This is a genomic window from Desulfobotulus mexicanus (assembly GCF_006175995.1).
GTDB lineage: Bacteria > Desulfobacterota > Desulfobacteria > Desulfobacterales > ASO4-4 > Desulfobotulus > Desulfobotulus mexicanus.
On the sequence record NZ_VDMB01000016.1, the window covers coordinates 39,071 to 56,768 of the forward strand.

At 47.9% G+C, this 17,698-nt stretch carries 7 protein-coding genes; all 7 read left to right on the top strand.

Annotation, left to right across the window (positions count from 1 at the left end; translation table 11 throughout):
• Positions 1-194: 194 nt before the first annotated feature.
• The 7 genes from FIM25_RS12080 (at position 195) to FIM25_RS12110 (ending at position 17,696) form a co-directional block, all read left to right on the top strand.
• Positions 195-1,403 carry an ABC transporter substrate-binding protein gene (locus tag FIM25_RS12080; RefSeq protein WP_139449672.1) on the top strand — a complete coding sequence of 403 codons (1,209 nt, stop codon included), beginning with the start codon at positions 195-197 and terminating at the stop codon, positions 1,401-1,403.
• Positions 1,404-2,536: 1,133 nt separating this feature from the next.
• Entirely contained in the window at positions 2,537-4,366 is a 1,830-nt protein-coding gene (locus FIM25_RS17905; RefSeq protein ID WP_425456386.1) for an ATP-binding protein, read from the top strand.
• Between the two features lie 13 nt (positions 4,367-4,379).
• Positions 4,380-8,399, top strand: coding sequence for a PAS domain S-box protein (locus tag FIM25_RS12090; RefSeq protein WP_179953337.1), 4,020 nt, complete (start codon positions 4,380-4,382; stop codon positions 8,397-8,399).
• The gene (locus FIM25_RS12095; RefSeq protein WP_139449678.1) at positions 8,399-10,939 is read left to right on the top strand and encodes a response regulator; all 2,541 of its coding nucleotides are present in this window, start codon (positions 8,399-8,401) and stop codon (positions 10,937-10,939) included. Before FIM25_RS12090 ends, FIM25_RS12095 begins: the two co-directional genes overlap by 1 nt.
• Positions 10,940-10,959: 20 nt before the next feature.
• The gene (locus FIM25_RS12100) at positions 10,960-13,512 is read left to right on the top strand and encodes a response regulator (RefSeq protein WP_179953338.1); all 2,553 of its coding nucleotides are present in this window, start codon (positions 10,960-10,962) and stop codon (positions 13,510-13,512) included.
• A gap of 26 nt (positions 13,513-13,538) precedes the next feature.
• The gene (locus FIM25_RS12105; protein WP_179953339.1) at positions 13,539-13,760 is read left to right on the top strand and encodes a hypothetical protein; all 222 of its coding nucleotides are present in this window, start codon (positions 13,539-13,541) and stop codon (positions 13,758-13,760) included.
• Between the two features lie 3 nt (positions 13,761-13,763).
• Positions 13,764-17,696, top strand: a complete 3,933-nt coding sequence (locus tag FIM25_RS12110; RefSeq protein ID WP_139449684.1) for a response regulator — start codon at positions 13,764-13,766, stop codon at positions 17,694-17,696.
• Positions 17,697-17,698 lie beyond the last annotated feature (2 nt).

A 17,698-nucleotide genomic window follows, 5' to 3' on the forward strand; every position in this document is an offset into this window, starting at 1 on the left:
TGCACTCAGGCGAACTAGCTTCAGTACATTGAACAAATCCAGTTTATGGCCTGTGTGCAGGGCAAAGCCCCGACCCTTCTGGCTTCGAGAACCTCAGCCAGCACCCGAAAGGAGAGGGGAAAAAAACAGCCATCCCCCAAGGCCCCCTCTCCCCCACCGTTTTTTGCAGTCACATTTTTCAGAAAGGAAACAGGATGAAAAAATGGAACGCAGTCCTTGCTGCCCTTCTTCTCTTTTTCCCTTTTACACTTGCAGGAAGCTCTTCCCCCCTGATTATTGGCATTGATGCAGACATGAGCGGTGGATCAGCAAAGGCGGGCCAGTCCATTTACAGGGGCACTTTGCTGGCGGTCAATGAAATCAATGCCAGAGGCGGACTTCTGGGAAGGCAGCTCCATCTGGAAGTAAGGGATCACCGGGGCAACCCCGCAAGGGGCCTTGCCAATATGAAAGAATTTGCTGCCATGCCGGATCTTCTTGCTGTGATGGGCGGGCTGCATACACCGGTGGCTCTGGCCGAACTTCCCCTGGTGCATGAACATGGCATTCTTTTTCTCATACCCTGGGCCGCAGGAACCGACATTGTTGACAACGCCCATGATCCCAGTTTTGTGTTCCGGGTTTCGGTCCGGGATGCGGATGCCGGGGACTATCTCATTGGCAAGGTGCAGGAGGCGGGATACAAAAAACCGGGGCTTCTGCTGGAGCAAACTGGATGGGGCCGATCCAATGAACAGGCCATGCGTAGAGCCATGGAAGAAAAAAAAATGCAGAAGGCCGGAGTCCGGTGGTTTCACTGGGGAGCCCAGAACATGACACCCCAGATCCTCTCCTTGAAGGATGCAGGCGCCGATGTCATCATGCTGGTTGCCAATGCGCCCGAAGGACTTGCCCTTGTAAGATCCATGGCTGCCCTGCCCTGTGAAAAAAGGCTGCCCATCGTTTCCCACTGGGGAATTACAGGGGGTGACTTTGCAAATGAGGCAGGAGACCTTCTCCATGACATCTCTTTGTATGTTTTACAGACCTTCTCCTTCAGCGCAGCTCCGGTGCCCGAAAAGGCAGACCACCTTTTTGCCCTTTATAAGAAGGAATATCCAACAACCACCCTGCCCGAAGATATTCCCGCATCCCCCGGCCTTGCCCATGCCTATGATCTGGTGCATCTCCTTGCAAAGGCAACAAAAGCCGCAGGCACTTCAGAAAAAAGGGCCGTTCGTGACAGCCTTGAAACTCTTTTATCCCATGAAGGGGTCATGGGCAATTACAGCCCTCCCTTTACCCCCCAGCGCCACGATGCCCTGAACTCGGACAGTTTCATCACCGCCTGCTTCAATAAAAAAGGCAACATTGTGCCATGCCAGATCACACCGGCAAAAAGGCAAAGTGAGAGATGCCAATGAATCATATTGCCAGCCAGCTACCGGAGGCAAAGGAAGACGGCAACACATCAGGCTTTCAAGCGCCAACCAAAGAAAACCCTGATTTCCTGTCGTATATTCTGTACCGCATGATCCCTCCTTCCCTTATCGTTCTTTTTTTAATGGGCTGCATCATCATCGCCGTCACCCGATCTTTCATCCTTGCCAACGCCCAGGAAAGGCTGGAATATGAGGCCGACAGGGAACAGCAGAGGATAGAGGAAAAAATAAAGGACATTAAAAAAATTGCCTCTTCCCTTGCGGAAAACGATCTGATCATCAATGGAATCATTGATACGCTGGAAAGGGAACGCTATCTGCCCCTTTTTTTCCAGTCCTTAAATTTCACGGGTTCCGTTTCTTCCCACATTGCCCTGCTGGATTTTGCGGGTCATGTGATTGTTTCCAATGAGCAGAAAAGCTTCTGCCATGCCTGCAAAAAGGCAGCAGAACACCTGAAAAAAACAGGACTTCCCATTTTTTTCGACAAAGATATCCTCATGATTGCAAGCCCTGTTCTGATCCATGGCTTCCATGAAGGAACTGTCATTATCTCCTTTCATCCCAAAGATTTTACAGCCCTTCTTGAGCTGGACAACACCCCAACCCCAATTGCCCTTTTCAGTAAAAATGAAGAACAGACCCTCATGGCCAATGCAGGTTTCAAAAATGCATTCGGAGAAAAAACGCCAACACTGGACCCCTATCTTCTGGTGCGCACAAGAAATATTCTGGATATTCCGGATATCTACCTTGCCGTGGGGCAGGATAAAAAAGTGGCCACGGCAGCCCTGAAGTCCATAGGCTTTTATATGGCAGGAATCGCTTTTTCCGGAATCATCCTGCTGGTTCTTGCCATTTTTAACAGTACCCGTATGGCTGTCAGGGAGGTAAAAATTTTAAGCGATGGCATCCGGGGGATAATGGAGCATAAGGATCTGGCCCACAGGCTTGGGGCTTCCGGACCAAAGGAGTTGCAGCAGCTTGCCATGGCCTTTAACAACACCCTTGAAACCCTGGAATACAGCACCATTTCCAGGGAAGAACTGGAGCAGGTCAATTCAGCCCTTGAAGAAGCCATTACAAGGGCGCAGGCCATGGCCATGGAAGCGCAGATGGCAAGTATCGCCAAAAGTGAATTCCTTGCCAACATGAGCCATGAAATCCGCACCCCCATGAATGCGGTGATGGGCCTGAGCCGCCTGCTTTCCGACACGCCCCTCAATGACCAGCAAAAAGACTGGCTTGCAAAAATCAACCGGTCTTCCCGCCTTCTTCTGGGGATCATCAATGACATTCTCGATTATTCCAAAATTGAAGCAGGAAAGCTTGAGCTGGATCCCCATCCCTTTGCCCTGGATGCGTTGCTGGAAGAGGTTCAGGATCTTTTCATGGAATCGGCAGCGGAAAAGAAACTGGCCTTTACCCTGACCATCCCGGAGAACATGCCCAAAACCCTGATGGGTGATTCCTTAAGGCTGATGCAGATATTGAGCAACCTTGTCAGCAATGCCATCAAATTTACGGAAAAAGGTTTTATTTCCCTCATCGTAAAATTGAATCCTGAATCCATGGCGGGAAGTGAAAACAGCTCTGGATCTGAAAAGCCAGATACAGCACTGGCAGATCTTGTTTTCTCTGTGGAAGACAGCGGTATCGGCATGGATGAAGATCAAGTGGCAAAGCTCTTTCAGCCATTTTCCCAGGCAGATACATCAACCACCCGCAAATATGGCGGCACAGGCCTTGGACTTGTCATCACCAAAAGATTGGTGCAGGCCATGGGAGGAGAACTTGCACTCTCATCCTTCCCCAACAAAGGCAGCACCTTTTCCTTTGATCTGAAACTGCCCGCCACAACCATGCAACCGGTCAAAAACCATGAAAACGCCGAACGTCCTTCCTTCAGCGGCTACCGCATTCTTCTTGTGGAGGACAATCCCCTGAATCAGGAAGTGGCAATCCATTTTATTGAAAAAACGGGCGCAGCGGTCATCCTTGCGGAAAATGGCCTCAAAGCCATTGAAATGACAGAACGTGAAAAACCGGATCTGATTCTCATGGATCTTCAGATGCCTGTTATGGACGGCTTTGAAGCAACAAGAAAAATCCGGGAAATGGAAAAGCCTGATGCCAGACCCCTGCCCATCATCGCCCTTTCTGCTGCGGTGATGGAAAATGACCGCATAAGGGCCAGAGAAGCAGGCACCAGCGGCCATTTGGAAAAACCCATAGATGAATCTGAACTCTACCGAACCCTGTCCGGCTTCCTTGACCCCTGTGGCCTCATCATAAAAGAAAATACCTGCACCCCCACAGATCTTTTTCCTGAACTCAAGGGATTTAACGAAAAAAAAGCCATGGCCGCATCCCTCGGGGACAGGGCCTTTTATGTAAAAATACTGAAATCCTTTGCAAAACAGCTTGGGGAAGATTATATCCCCAAAGCAAAAAATATCCATCAACTCAATGCAAAAGAGATACAGCACATGGCCCACAGCCTGAAGGGAACAGCCGCAACGGTGGGGGCTGTTCAGATTGCAGAGATTGCTGCATCCATGGATGCCATCTGCAAAGATGAAAAAATCCCTTCCAAGGCCCTTGCTCTCTCCCTTGAAAGGGCCCTTGAATCGGCATATTCTGAGATCAGCATTTTTTTATCCTCGGAAAAAGTCCCGGAGCAAACCCTACAAAACCCCGCCGACGAAAAGGAAGGGCTTAAGGCGGCAAAAGACCTCCTTGACATGCTCTGTCAAAATGTCTTTGTGGAAGACACTCTTCTTGATCCTGCCCTTGATTTTATATGCAAAAAACACGGTGCAGACAAAGCTCTTAAAATCCGGGAGCTTGTGGAAATATTTGATCTCTCGGCAGCGGCTGAAGATCTTGATAAACTGCTTGGGGAAGAGGAAGCGGGAGACAAGGGAAACCCCAAAAAACCGTAAAGGAGTTTCAGGCATGACAATGAAAATAGAAAGAAACAGGCTGAAACCCCAAAAGATATTCCCAAACCCCATCCCTGCCCCATGGCTTTCCATGGCAGGGGCCCTTGTCCTGTTGTTTTTTACCATATCCATACCTGTGCAGGCAGAAGAAAGAAACCTTAGTGACAATCAAAGGCTGAAGGCCCTTTCCATGGCCTCCTTTGAAGCCATCTTTCTTTCGGAAAAAGGCATATGCATCGAGCAGAATCAAAGTGCGGAAACCCTGTTCGGTTATACCCTGGATGATGCAAGGGGAAGGCCGGGCACAGACTGGATAGCCCCCATAGACCGCCCCATGGTGATGGAAAAAATGATGTCCGGCTATGGGGGGGCCTATGAGGTCCGGGCTTTGAGAAAGGATGGCACAGAGTTTCACGCTGAAATTCAGGGCCGCATAATAGAGGTGGGAGACAGGCGGATACGGGTAACGGCACTGCGGGACATCAGCGACCGTAAAGAACTGCAAGCAAAAATGGCCGCCAGCACAAGGTTTTTTATGCTGTGGCTTTTCGGGGTCATCTTCCTGCTTCTTGCTCTGAGTACCGGGCTTTTTTTCAGCATTCTGCAACGGAAGCGCTCTGACTCAGAACTCAAAAAAAGAACATGGGAGCTGGAGTCCATTTTTAAATCCGCCAGAACCGTCAGTCTGATCAAGACCGACATGGATTCCATCGTTGAGGAATTCAGTTCCGGCGCTGAAGAAATTTTCGGCTATACCAGAGAAGAAATGATCGGCCGCCATGTTGGGATTCTGCACACAGAGGCAGAATCATTCATTCTAAAAAAATATGTGGACAGATTGGTGCAGGGAGAAGGCTTTACCATAGAAACCGAACTTGTAAGAAAAAACGGCAGCCTCTTTCCTGCCCTCTTCAGTGTCCAGCCTGTGTATGACACCAATGGCAGCATCATCTCTACCCTTGGCATTACCTTTGACATCAGTGAACTGAAAGCCGCAGAAAGTTCCCTTAGAAGAAGCGAGCTGAAATACCGCCTCCTGTTTGAAAACATGAATGCGGCCTTTGCCCTCCATGAAATGATCTACGATCAGGATGGCAGACCTGTGGATTACCGCTTCCTTGAAATCAACCCCATGTTTGAAAAACTGACGGGTGCCAAAAGGGAAATGATCACAGGCCGCACCGTTAAGGAAGCCATACCGGAAACAGAAGACTACTGGATAGAAACCTTCGGTCAGGTCTGTCTTACAGGGCAGCCCATATCCTATGAAAACTATTCAAAGGGTATCGGCCGCCATTTCGATACCTTTGCTTTTTCTCCTGAAAAGGATCATTTTGCCGTATTTTTTGTGGATATAACGGACAAAAAAAAAGCAGAAGAAAATCTTAAAACAAGTGAAGAGCGCTTTAACCGGGCAATTTCCGGAACCGGAGCAGGTCTCTGGGACTGGGATATGATAAAGAACACGGTGTATTTCTCCCCCCAGTGGAAAAAGATGCTGGGCTATGAAGACCATGAAATTCCAAACGACTTTTCCGGATGGAGACAATTATGGCATCCTGATGATGCCCTGTATATTGAAAAATCAATTCAGGAGTACCTTGATGGAAAATCAGAAAGCTATGAGGTTGAGCATCGCCTCCTGAATAAAGAGGGCAACTGGCAATGGATTCTGACACGGGGAGAAATTGAAAAGGATGCATCGGGCAGGCCCATCCGCTGGACAGGCACAAATATTGACATCACCCACCGCAAGCAGGCCGAAGACGCCCTGAAGCTTGCCAAGGAAGAGGCCGAAGCTGCCAATGCCGCCAAGGGAGAATTTCTGGCTAACATGAGCCATGAAATCCGCACCCCCCTCAACGCCGTGATCGGCTTAAGCCGTCTTATGGCAGATACACCTTTAAATATCCAGCAGCATAACTGGCTTGAAAAAATAAACCGCTCTTCCCGCCTCCTTCTGGGGATCATCAACGATATTCTCGATTATTCAAAAATCGATGCAGGCAAACTGGTGCTTGATTACCAGCCCTTTACCCTCAAGGACATCACCGAAGAAATAAAAACCCTCTTTAAGGATGCTGCCGAAAAAAAGGGGCTGGAGCTGGTACTGTCCGTCTGTCCGCAAATTCCAAGGGTGGTAAGGGGCGACTCCTTACGGCTGATGCAGGTTCTCACCAACCTTTTAAGCAATGCCATCAAATTTACTCCCAAGGGCTTTGTTGCCATGAGCATCGGCCATAATGTCTGCCACGCAGAGGAAAAAACGCCTGTCCATACGGTTCAAAGCCCAAAAGGACTTCTGTTCAGCGTGGAAGACAGCGGCATAGGCATGGACAATGAGCAGATAAAAAAAATCTTTCAGCCCTTCTCCCAGGCAGACACATCCACCACAAGGATGTTTGGCGGCACAGGCCTTGGCCTTGTGATCTCCAAAAAACTTGTGGAAGCCATGGGCGGCGAGCTTTTATTCCATTCCGAACCCGGTAAAGGAAGTACCTTCTTTTTTTACCTGAATCTGGAAGAGGCTTCTTCTGAAAGAGGCATTGCAGACAGACCGGAAGCTTTAGGGGAAAAGATGCACTTTCTGGTGGTGGATGATCAAAAACCCGCCAGAACCGTTCTGAGAAAAATCCTTGAGAGCTGGAATGCCAGCGTCCATGAGGCTGGCAGTGGGATGGAAGCCATTGAGGCGGTTATGGAGGCAGATAAAAAAGAAAAAGCTTTTGATTGTATTCTCATGGACTGGAAAATGCCCGGAGAACTGGATGGGCTGGGAGCCATTAAAAAACTGGATGCGCTGTACAAAAACAAGGTGCTGAAAGGCCCCAAATCACCGATATTTGTGATCAGTGCATACAGCAGAGAAGAGCTTCCCCGTGAAAAACCCCTTTTCAAGGCCTTTCTGTCCAAGCCAGTAACCGCTTCCGATTTATTTGAGGCCATGGTTGAAGCTCTGGGCAGCGGCAATCTTCCTCGCATCACCCCAAAAAAAGATTCAAAAATTCCTGCCCTAAGCGGTTACAGAATTCTCCTGGTGGAAGACAACGCCCTGAATCAGGAAGTAGCAACCCGTTTTATTGAAAAAACAGGTGCAGGGGTCATCCTCGCAGAAAATGGCCTTAAAGCCATTGAAATGACAGAACGTGAAAAGCCGGATCTCATTCTCATGGATCTTCAGATGCCCATCATGGATGGATTTGAAGCCACCCGTAAAATCCGGGAAACGGAAAGGCCCGACAAACAGGGGCTGCCCATCATCGCCCTTTCTGCTGCGGTGATGGAAAATGACCGCATAAAGGCCAGGGAAGCGGGTACCAGCGCCCATATGGCAAAGCCCATTGATGAGGCGGAACTGTACCGCACTTTAGCCAGATTCCTTGAACCCAGGGGCTGGATCAATAAAGAAAAACCAGAAAACGACGTGAATCACTTCCCTGAACTTTATGGCTTTAACCGTAAAAGGGCCATGGCAGCATCCCTTGGGGACAGGGCCTTTTATGTGAAAATGCTTACATCCTTTGCAAGGCAGCTTGAAGAAGTCTTTATCCCCAACACCCAAAAAATAACCAGGCTGAACCCGGAAGAAATCCAGCACATGGCCCATGCCCTGAAGGGAACCGCCGCAACGGTGGGGGCTGAACAGGTATCAGAAATTGCAGAAACCATGGATAAAACATGCAAGCAGGGCAAGCTTCCTCCTGATACCCTTATACATTCCCTTGAAAAAGCCCTTATATCTGCCGAATATGAAATAAGAAACCTTTTATCCTCAGAGCAGAAAGGGGAAAAAAAAGCCCCCCTTTCTGTCAATGAAGAGGAAGGCCGCAAGGCCCTTGGGCTTCTCCTTGCCAGCCTTCAACAAAGCGAACTTGCAGATGATGCCCTTCTGGACACGGCCCTTGATTTTATAGAAAGCATGCACGGCCCGGAAACAGCGGATGAAATCCGCAGATTTGTGGAAATTTTTGATATGGATCAGGCCGCAGGGCGGATTCAAGGATTGGTTCTTCCTCAAACAAAGGAATTTTGATGCATACTTTTGAAAATCCTCCTGAAAAATCAAAAATTATGGTTGTGGATGACCAACCAGTGAATATCCACTCTCTGGCAAGGCTTTTAAAGGACGACTACCAGATACTTGTGGCCACAGGAGGCATCAAGGCCCTTGAAATTGCCAGAAGTGACAATCAGCCCCAACTGATTCTTCTGGATATACAGATGCCGGACATGGATGGTTACGAGGTATGCCGAAGGCTTCAGGCCGATGAAAAAACCCGGAAAATACCAATCATCTTTGTCACTGCAAAGGATTCCGGCTCCGATGAGGAAGAGGGCCTTGCCCTGGGAGCCGTTGATTATATTTCCAAACCCTTTGTGCCCGGTGTTGTCAGGGCAAGGGTTGACAATCAGATCCGGTGGAAACTGGCCGAAACAAAGCTTAAAAAAAGCAATGAAGAACTGGAAAAAGCCACGGCCCTGGCACGGGATCTTGCCGTGCGTGCGGAGATGGCAAACAATGCAAAAAGCGAGTTCCTTGCCAACATGAGCCATGAAATCCGCACCCCCATGAACGGTGTCATGGGCATGGCTGGCCTCCTGCTGGATACGGAACTCAGTACACAGCAGCGCAGATACACAGAAACCCTCTACGCCAGTGCTTCTGCCCTGCTTTCCTTAATCAACGATATCCTTGATTTCTCCAAAATTGAAGCAGGCCATCTGGAGCTTGAGACTCTGGAATTCAACCTGAGACCCATGCTGGATAGTTTTGCTGGCATGTTTGCCTTTAAAGCGGATGAAAAAAATCTGGAGCTGATCATTTTCGTCGAAGATACCGTTCCGGACCGACTCATTGGCGATCCCGGCCGCCTTCGCCAGATTCTGACCAACCTTGTGGGCAATGCCATCAAGTTCACCCATGCGGGCGAAGTGCTGATCCACGTCAGCCTTGAAAAGGAGGAAGATTCCGGGGTCCGGCTCCGTTTTAATGTGCAGGATACCGGCATAGGCATCCCAGAAAAAAAACTCAACCGTCTTTTCAAACAGTTCAGCCAGGTGGATGCTTCCATATCCCGACAATTTGGCGGTACAGGCCTTGGTCTTGCCATATCAAAAAAACTTATACAGCTCATGCAAGGAGATGTGGGGGTAAAAAGTGAGGAAGGTAAAGGCTCCTGCTTTTCCTTCACCGCCAGATTCCAGACCGCAGAAGAAAAAAGCTGCAAAAGCATCCTGCCTGCTGAACTTGGCGGTCTGCGGGTTCTGATTGTGGATGACAATGCCACCAACAGAGAGGTGCTGCGTATCCGTCTGGAATCAAAGGGTATGATCGTTGAAGAGGCGGCAGGCGGTCCAGAGGCCTTATCAATACTTTATCAGGGCCTTGAAAAAGGCCAGATATATCCCCTGGCCATACTGGACATGCAGATGCCCGGAATGAACGGAGCCGTTCTGGGGCAGGCCATCAAATCCGATCCCAGACTGAGGGACATCCGCCTTGTCATGATGACCTCTGCCTGTATGCGCGGTGACGGCGTAAAAATGAAGGACATCGGTTTTTCTGCCTATCTGGCAAAACCCGTTCAGTATGGCGAGCTTTTCACCTGCCTCTTACTGGTGATGGGAAAAAATGAACCCTCTTCTCTCATAACAAGGCATACGGCCAAGGAAGTACAATACCATTGCGTACCGGATTTTTCTGAAAAGAAAACCAGCATTCTCCTTGTGGAAGACAATATCACCAACCAGCAGGTGGCATTGGGGATGCTTTCAAAAATGGGGCTGAGGGCAGACACGGCTGCCAATGGCCTTGAAGCCCTTGAGTCCATGAAAATGATTTCCTATGATCTTATTCTTATGGATATGCAGATGCCTGAAATGGACGGACTCACTGCCACAAAAATTATCAGAAAAACAGAAAAACTTTTTTCCATAAAACCCGTACCCATCATAGCCCTGACAGCCAATGCCATGAAGGGAGACAAGGAAAAATGCCTTGAAGCAGGCATGAACGCTTATCTTGCCAAGCCCCTGATGACCGAAGAACTTGCAGCGGTGTTAAACAAATGGCTTGAAACAGATGACAAGGACGGCAAAAACAAGGATGGCAAAAGTCCCTATCTCTCCTTTGAAAGAAATGACCATCGGCCAGACACCCATTCCCGGCCCTGTCAGGCCCCTGCAAGGCCATCTGTTGATTCAAAAGAATACAGATCATCCCTGATAAAACCGCCTTCAGCCCGTCTTGTCTGGAATGCCGAAACCCTTGAAATCATGCTTTCCGGTGACAAAGAGCTTTCTGAAACTATTAAAGAAACTTTTATTGTTGAGATTCATAAATATGCAAACAAACTTAAATCCGCACTGAAATCAGGCAATGCTGAAAATGCCAGGCATGAAGCCCATACAATGAGAGGCTCATGTGCTTATGTGGGCGCAGAAGTCCTCATGGATACGGCATCACATATAGAAGAAATGATACTATCAGGTAATATGGAAACGGCCCTTACTCTGGTTCCGGTTCTTGAAAATTGCCTTACGGATCTTCTTAAGGCTCTGGGCTCTGAATAATCAATATGCGGGGGCTTTCCATGGAAAACAGTGACCAGCTTGCAAACCTTAGCGAAAATACGGAAAAACCACGGGTACTGATTGTAGATGATCAGCCGTTGACCTTACAGGCACTGGCAGTACTCCTCAGAAACGATTACCGGATACTTGTTGCCACAAATGGCATCAAAGCACTGGAGCTGGCGCACAGCCCTGAACCGCCCAACCTGATTCTTCTGGATATACAGATGCCGGACATGGATGGTTACGAGGTCTGCCGAAGGCTTCAGGCCGATGAAAAAACCCGGAAAATCCCCCTCATCTTTGTTACAGCCAGGGATTCCGGCTCCGATGAGGAAGAGGGCCTTGCCCTTGGAGCCGTTGACTATATTTCCAAACCCTTTGTGCCCGGTGTAGTCAAGGCAAGGGTAAAAAATCATATTCTGCGTCGTTTTGCCGAGGATGCACTGGAAAAGGCATCTGCCAAAGCTGAGGAGCTGGCGCAACAGGCTGAGATGGCAAACATTGCCAAAAGCGAATTCCTTGCCAACATGAGCCATGAAATCCGCACCCCCATGACCGGTGTCATCGGTATGGCAGATCTTCTTCTGGACACCCACCTTGATGAAATACAGCATCGCTATGCCAAAAGCATACAGTCCAGCGGCAAAGCACTGCTGGATATTATCAACGATATACTGGATTTTTCCAAAATCGAGGCCGGTAAACTGACACTGGAAACCATATCCTTTGATCTTCAGCAACTCATGGATGACCTCGTGGACAGTATGGCCCTTAAAGCCATCCAGAAAGGCCTTGAGTTCATTGCATTCTGTGAACCGGATGTTCCCCTTCACCTCCTTGGAGATTCCGGCAGGCTGCGGCAGATACTGATCAACCTCACTGGCAATGCCCTGAAATTTACAGAAAAGGGAGAGGTTCTGGTGCATGTTTCTGTGGAAAGCATGGGAAAAGGAGACGTACAGCTCCGCTTTCAGATCAGGGATACGGGCATCGGCATTCCGGAGGATAGAAAAAATCTGCTCTTTAATGCCTTCAGCCAGATTGATGCATCCGTCAGCAGAAAATTCGGTGGTACAGGACTTGGGCTTGCCATATGCAGACAGCTTGCCGCCATGATGGATGGGGAAACAGGGGTGGAAAGCGTGGAGGGTGAAGGCTCAACCTTCTGGTTCACGGCCCGGTTTGGTCTTGACTCAGCGGACAATAAAAGCCGGTCAGCAATTTCTGCAACCCTTAAAGGACATCATATCCTTGTGGTGGACGACAATGCCAGCAGCCGGGACTTTATTTCCAAACAATTGAGAAATATAGGCTTTCAGCCCGAAACGGCAGCAGATGGTAAAGAAGCTTTTGCTTTGCTGAACACATTCCATGACGGTAAAAAACCTTTTTCCCTTGCCCTCATTGACAGGGATATGCCGGATACGGATGGCATGGCCCTTGGAAAAAAAATAAAAGAAGATAGCCGTTTTAAGGATCTTTTCCTTGTCCTGCTCACTCCCCTTGATCAGACATACAAGAGGCTGAATGAAGAATCCGGTTTTACGGGTTTTATGAATAAACCCCTGCGGCAATCGGATCTCTTCCATATCCTAAGATCAGTATTGACAGATGAAAAGCTCCCTTCCTTCGAAACCCTTGAAGGAAAAACAGTATGTCCTGAAATATATAGCCTTCCCTGCTTTTCCGGCCGCATTCTCCTTGCGGAAGACAACACCACCAATCAGGAAGTGGCCCTTGGTCTTCTGCAGAAATTCGGCCTTGGTGCAGACATCGCAGATACCGGTCTTAAAGCCCTCCATGCCTTTAAAAGCAGTACCTACGACCTTATTTTCATGGATGTAATGATGCCGGAAATGGACGGCCTTGAAGCCACAGGAAAAATCCGAAACCTTGAGGCAGACCGTTTAAATTTAATTGAAAATACAAGGGAAAAAGAATCAGAAACAGGCTTTTTACAAAAGGTTCCCATCATCGCCATGACAGCAGCAGCCATGCAGCAGGACAGGGATCGCTGCCTTGAAGCGGGCATGGATGACTTCATCTCGAAACCCGTAGAGCTTCCTGATCTAGCCCGGATACTGGAAAAATATCTGCCTTTAAACAATGAGACAGAAAAAGCACCCTTAAGGCCGGAAGAAAATAACCAGAAGAAAACAAAAGAAACTACACGCAGATCACAAATGCCAGAAGATATTGCCAATGCAACAGAAACAGATCCTTTGATTTTTGATTATGGGGGATTTTTAAAAAGATTCATGAACGACCAAGCTATCGTTGATAAGGTTTTATCCATCTGCATGGAAAGCCTTCCCCAGCGCATGGAAGATCTGAAAACAGCACTTAAAGCCAATGACCTTGCCAATGTGCATCTGCTGACCCACACCCTCAAAGGCAAAACCGCCAACATCCATGCAGCAACCTTTTCCTCCCTGGCAGGGGAAATGGAAAAAAACGCTGAATCCGGAAATCTGGATGGGGTACGCAAACAAATGACAGGCCTTGAAGATGCCTATGAAGAACTTAAAAAGGCTGTGGATCAGGTATTTTCTCTGGATAGCGGGAAGTGAAATTGAGCTCTCATTCCAGGATGCTGTTGCTCCCGGAACTTCATTCCGAGAGAACAAGAAGCAATGCTGCCTTTAATAAATTCCATACAGATATTAAAAACTTCACACTGATTCCTGAAGATACTCAGCAGATTGCAGGCTATGTGGAAGGACTTAAAAATGAATGTCCTGAAGCAAAGATTTCTCAACATGTGATATACTGCTTTGGCAATCAGGGTTTTAAGGTTTTTGATATCGATAAAGGATAGGACATGACAAGCAATACAGTTCTGAAATTCATAGGAAAGAGGCTTGTCATTGCCGCCATACTGCTGCTTCCTTTGGCCCTTCATGCAGAAAAGCTGGAACTGCTTGCGGATGAGAAGGCTTATCTGAACAGTCTGGGTGAAATAAGCATGTGTGTGGATAATGACTGGGAACCCTATGAGCTTGTAGATGAGCATGGCAATTTCACCGGCATTGCCGCAGATCTGATAGGCATTGTTGCAGAAAGACTCAATATCCCCTTTGTCATTATTCCCACAAAGGACTGGGCCGAAACCCTGGAAGTTTCCAGACAGGGTGGCTGCATGCTCATCCCTTTTCTTAACCAGACCCCGGCCAGGGAAGAATGGCTGACCTTCACCGAAGCCCTTTTTACAAACCCCAATGTTTTCATAACCCGTAATGAACACAACTACATTTCCGACCCTGCAGAGCTGGTGGACAGAACTGTGGTCCTGCCCCATGGAACATCCATGGGGCAGTTTCTGCGGGAAGATTACCCCAACCTGAACATAATCACAGTGGAAAACGAAAACGAATGTTACCGGAAGGTTTCCGCAGGAGAAGCGGACATGACCCTTCGTTCTTTGACCATGGCAGCCTATACCATCCGCAGAGACGGCTGGTTCAATCTTAAAATTGCGGGCCAGCCTCCTCAGGATCATTACATGAACCGGCTCCGCATGGGTGTACTCAAAGAGATGCCCGAGCTGCGGGATATTCTGAACAAGGCAATTGTTACCATCACACCACGGGAAAGGGATAGCATCGTCAATGAGCATGTGAACATTGTGGTGGAAACCCCGGTGAATTACAGGCATCTGTTCAGGGTCATAGCTGTTTTTTCAGTTTTTCTCATCCTCAGCCTTATCTGGGCCTGGCAAATCAAAAGCCGTAACAAGAAACTGCTGGAACTGAGCGAAAACCTGCGCCAGAGCGAACGCAGCCATCGCATCATTTTTGAAAACTCACCATTAGGAATGTTCTATCTGGATACCTCTGGGACCATAATGAAATGCAATGACCAGCTCCTTGAGATTATGGGCTCCACTCGTGAAAAACTCATCGGTTTCAATACCATGACCCTCTTGCCAGAACCTATCAGAAAAATTACACAAAAAGCCCTGAATGGTGAGCAGGTAATTCATGAAGACATCTACACTTCCATTACAGGCAAGAAAACATCCTACCTGCGTCTTATCTATAATCCCGTCCATCCCGGTACTTCCCCCACAGAGGTCATTGCCACACTGGAAGACATCACCGGACGCAGGCAACTGGAAGAAGAAGTCCGTTTCAAAGATAAGCTTCAAAGACTGGTTGCTGAAGTTTCAGCGGACTTCATCAATGCCAACACTACTAATATCGATATAAAAATAAATTCCATGCTCCAGAAATATGGAGAATTTATGGGCGTGGACAGAACCTTTGTGTTCAAGTTTTCCGAAGATGGGCAATACATGTCAAACACCCATGAGTGGTGCGCTCCGGGCATAGAATCTGCAAATGCAGCCATTCAGAATTTCCCTTTGGCCGAACTGCCAACTAACTATGAAATCTTCCACCAGCGAAAAATCTTTTATGTACAGGATGTGGATCAATTGCCAGATGGGCCGGATAAAAGGCTCTTAGAATTCCAAAAGGTCAAGTCAGTGCTCTGTATTCCAATTTTCCGTAACAACCAGATTTTAGGTCTTTTAGGCTTTGATGCTGTCATAAATAAATGCATTCTGGATCAGGAGCAGATAGAAATACTTAGGGTAATGGGCAATATCCTGGGCGACACACTGCTCAAGAACCGTTTTGAACAGGAACTCCTGCAGGCAAAAGAGCAGGCCGAGCTGGCCAGTATCGCCAAGAGTACATTTCTTGCCAACATGAGCCATGAGATCCGTACCCCCATGAATGGTGTCATGGGCATGGCAGGACTGCTCATGGATACCCGCCTTGATGAAGTTCAACATCGATATGCAAAAACCATAGAGTCCAGCGGCAAGGCTCTGCTGAATATTATCAACGACATACTGGATTTTTCCAAAATCGAAGCCGGTAAACTGACACTGGAAACCATAGACTTTAATCTGCAGGCTCTGATGGATGATTTTGTGGACAGCACAGCCCTCAAAGCCAGCGAGAAAAAGCTTGAACTTATAACCTTCCTTGAGCCTGATGTTCCCCGTCATATCCTTGGTGACCCCGGCAGACTGCGGCAGATACTTATCAATCTTACGGGCAATGCCCTGAAATTTACGGATAAGGGAGAAGTCATTGTTCATGTTTCTGTCGAAAATATGGATATAAATGAGGTACAGCTCCGCTTTTGCATCAGGGATACGGGCATTGGTATTCCGGAGGATAGAAAAGATCTGCTCTTTAATGCCTTCAGCCAGGTAGATGCATCCGTCAGCAGAAAATTCGGAGGTACAGGACTTGGGCTTGCCATATGCAGACAGCTTGCTTCCATAATGAAGGGTGAGACAGGAGTTGAAAGTGTTGAGGGTGAAGGCTCAAGCTTCTGGTTCACGGCCCGTTTTGGTCTGCAGGCGGATAAAAATAAAAGCAGGCCTGAAATCCAGAAAAGTCTTCAAGGGCTTCATATCCTTGTGGTGGACGACAATGCCAGCAGTCGCAAATATCTGTCCAAAGAACTTGAGTTTATGGGCTTTAAACCTGAAACTGCGGCAAACGGAAAAGAGGCTCTTGACAGGCTTGTCTCTTTCCATGGCCAGAAAAAACCCTTTCGCCTTGCCCTCATTGACAGAGATATGCCGGATACGGATGGCATGGCCCTTGGAAAAAAAATAAAAGAAGATGATCGTTTTCAAGATCTTTTCCTTGTCCTGCTCACTCCCCTTGATCAGACATACAAGAGGCTGAATGAAGAATCCGGTTTTACGGGTTTTATAAATAAACCCCTGCGGCAATCGGATCTCTTCCATGTACTGAAATCGGTATTGACAGATGAAAAGCTCCCTTCCTTCGAAACCCTTGAAGGAAAAACAGTATGTCCTGAAATATATAGCCTTCCCTGCTTTTCCGGCCGCATTCTCCTTGCGGAAGACAACACCACCAATCAGGAAGTGGCCCTTGGTCTTCTGCAGAAATTCGGCCTTGGTGCAGACATCGCAGATACCGGTCTTAAAGCCCTCCATGCCTTTGAAAGCAGTACCTACGACCTTATTTTCATGGATGTCATGATGCCGGAAATGGACGGCCTTGAAGCCACAGGAAAAATCCGAAACCTTGAGGCAGACCGTTTAAATTTAATTGAAAATACAAGGGAAAAAGAATCAGAAACACGCTTTTTACAAAAGGTTCCCATCATCGCCATGACAGCAGCAGCCATGCAACAGGACAGGGATCGCTGCCTTGAAGCGGGCATGGATGACTTCATCTCGAAACCCGTAGAGCTTCCTGATCTAGCCCGGATACTGGAAAAATATCTGCCTTTAAACAATGAGACAGAAAAAGCACCCTTAAGGCCGGAAGAAAATAACCAGAAGAAAACAAAAGAAACTACACGCACATCACAAATGCCAGAAGATATTGCCAATGCAACAGAAACAGATCCTTTGATTTTTGATTATGGGGGATTTTTAAAAAGGTTCATGAACGACCAAGCTATCGTTGATAAGGTTTTATCCATCTGCATGGAAAGCCTTCCCCAGCGCATGGAAGATCTGAAAACAGCACTCAAAGCCAATGACCTTGCCAATGTGCATCTGCTGACCCACACCCTCAAAGGCAAAACCGCCAACATCCATGCAGCAACCTTTTCCTCCCTGGCAGGGGAAATGGAAAAAAACGCTGAATCCGGAAATATGGATGAGGTAGGCAAACAGATGACAGGCCTTGAAGATGCCTATGAAAAGCTTAAAAATGAGGTGGAAAAGATTTTTTCTCTGAAAAGCAAAGACTGAAC

Coding starts and splice junctions, on each gene's coding strand:
- FIM25_RS12090 (WP_179953337.1), top strand. CDS start 4,380: ATGACAATGAAAATAGAAAGAAACAGGCTGAAACCCCAAAAGATATTC.
- FIM25_RS17905 (WP_425456386.1), top strand. CDS start 2,537: ATGGCAAGTATCGCCAAAAGTGAATTCCTTGCCAACATGAGCCATGAA.
- FIM25_RS12100 (WP_179953338.1), top strand. CDS start 10,960: ATGGAAAACAGTGACCAGCTTGCAAACCTTAGCGAAAATACGGAAAAA.
- FIM25_RS12080 (WP_139449672.1), top strand. CDS start 195: ATGAAAAAATGGAACGCAGTCCTTGCTGCCCTTCTTCTCTTTTTCCCT.
- FIM25_RS12095 (WP_139449678.1), top strand. CDS start 8,399: ATGCATACTTTTGAAAATCCTCCTGAAAAATCAAAAATTATGGTTGTG.
- FIM25_RS12110 (WP_139449684.1), top strand. CDS start 13,764: ATGACAAGCAATACAGTTCTGAAATTCATAGGAAAGAGGCTTGTCATT.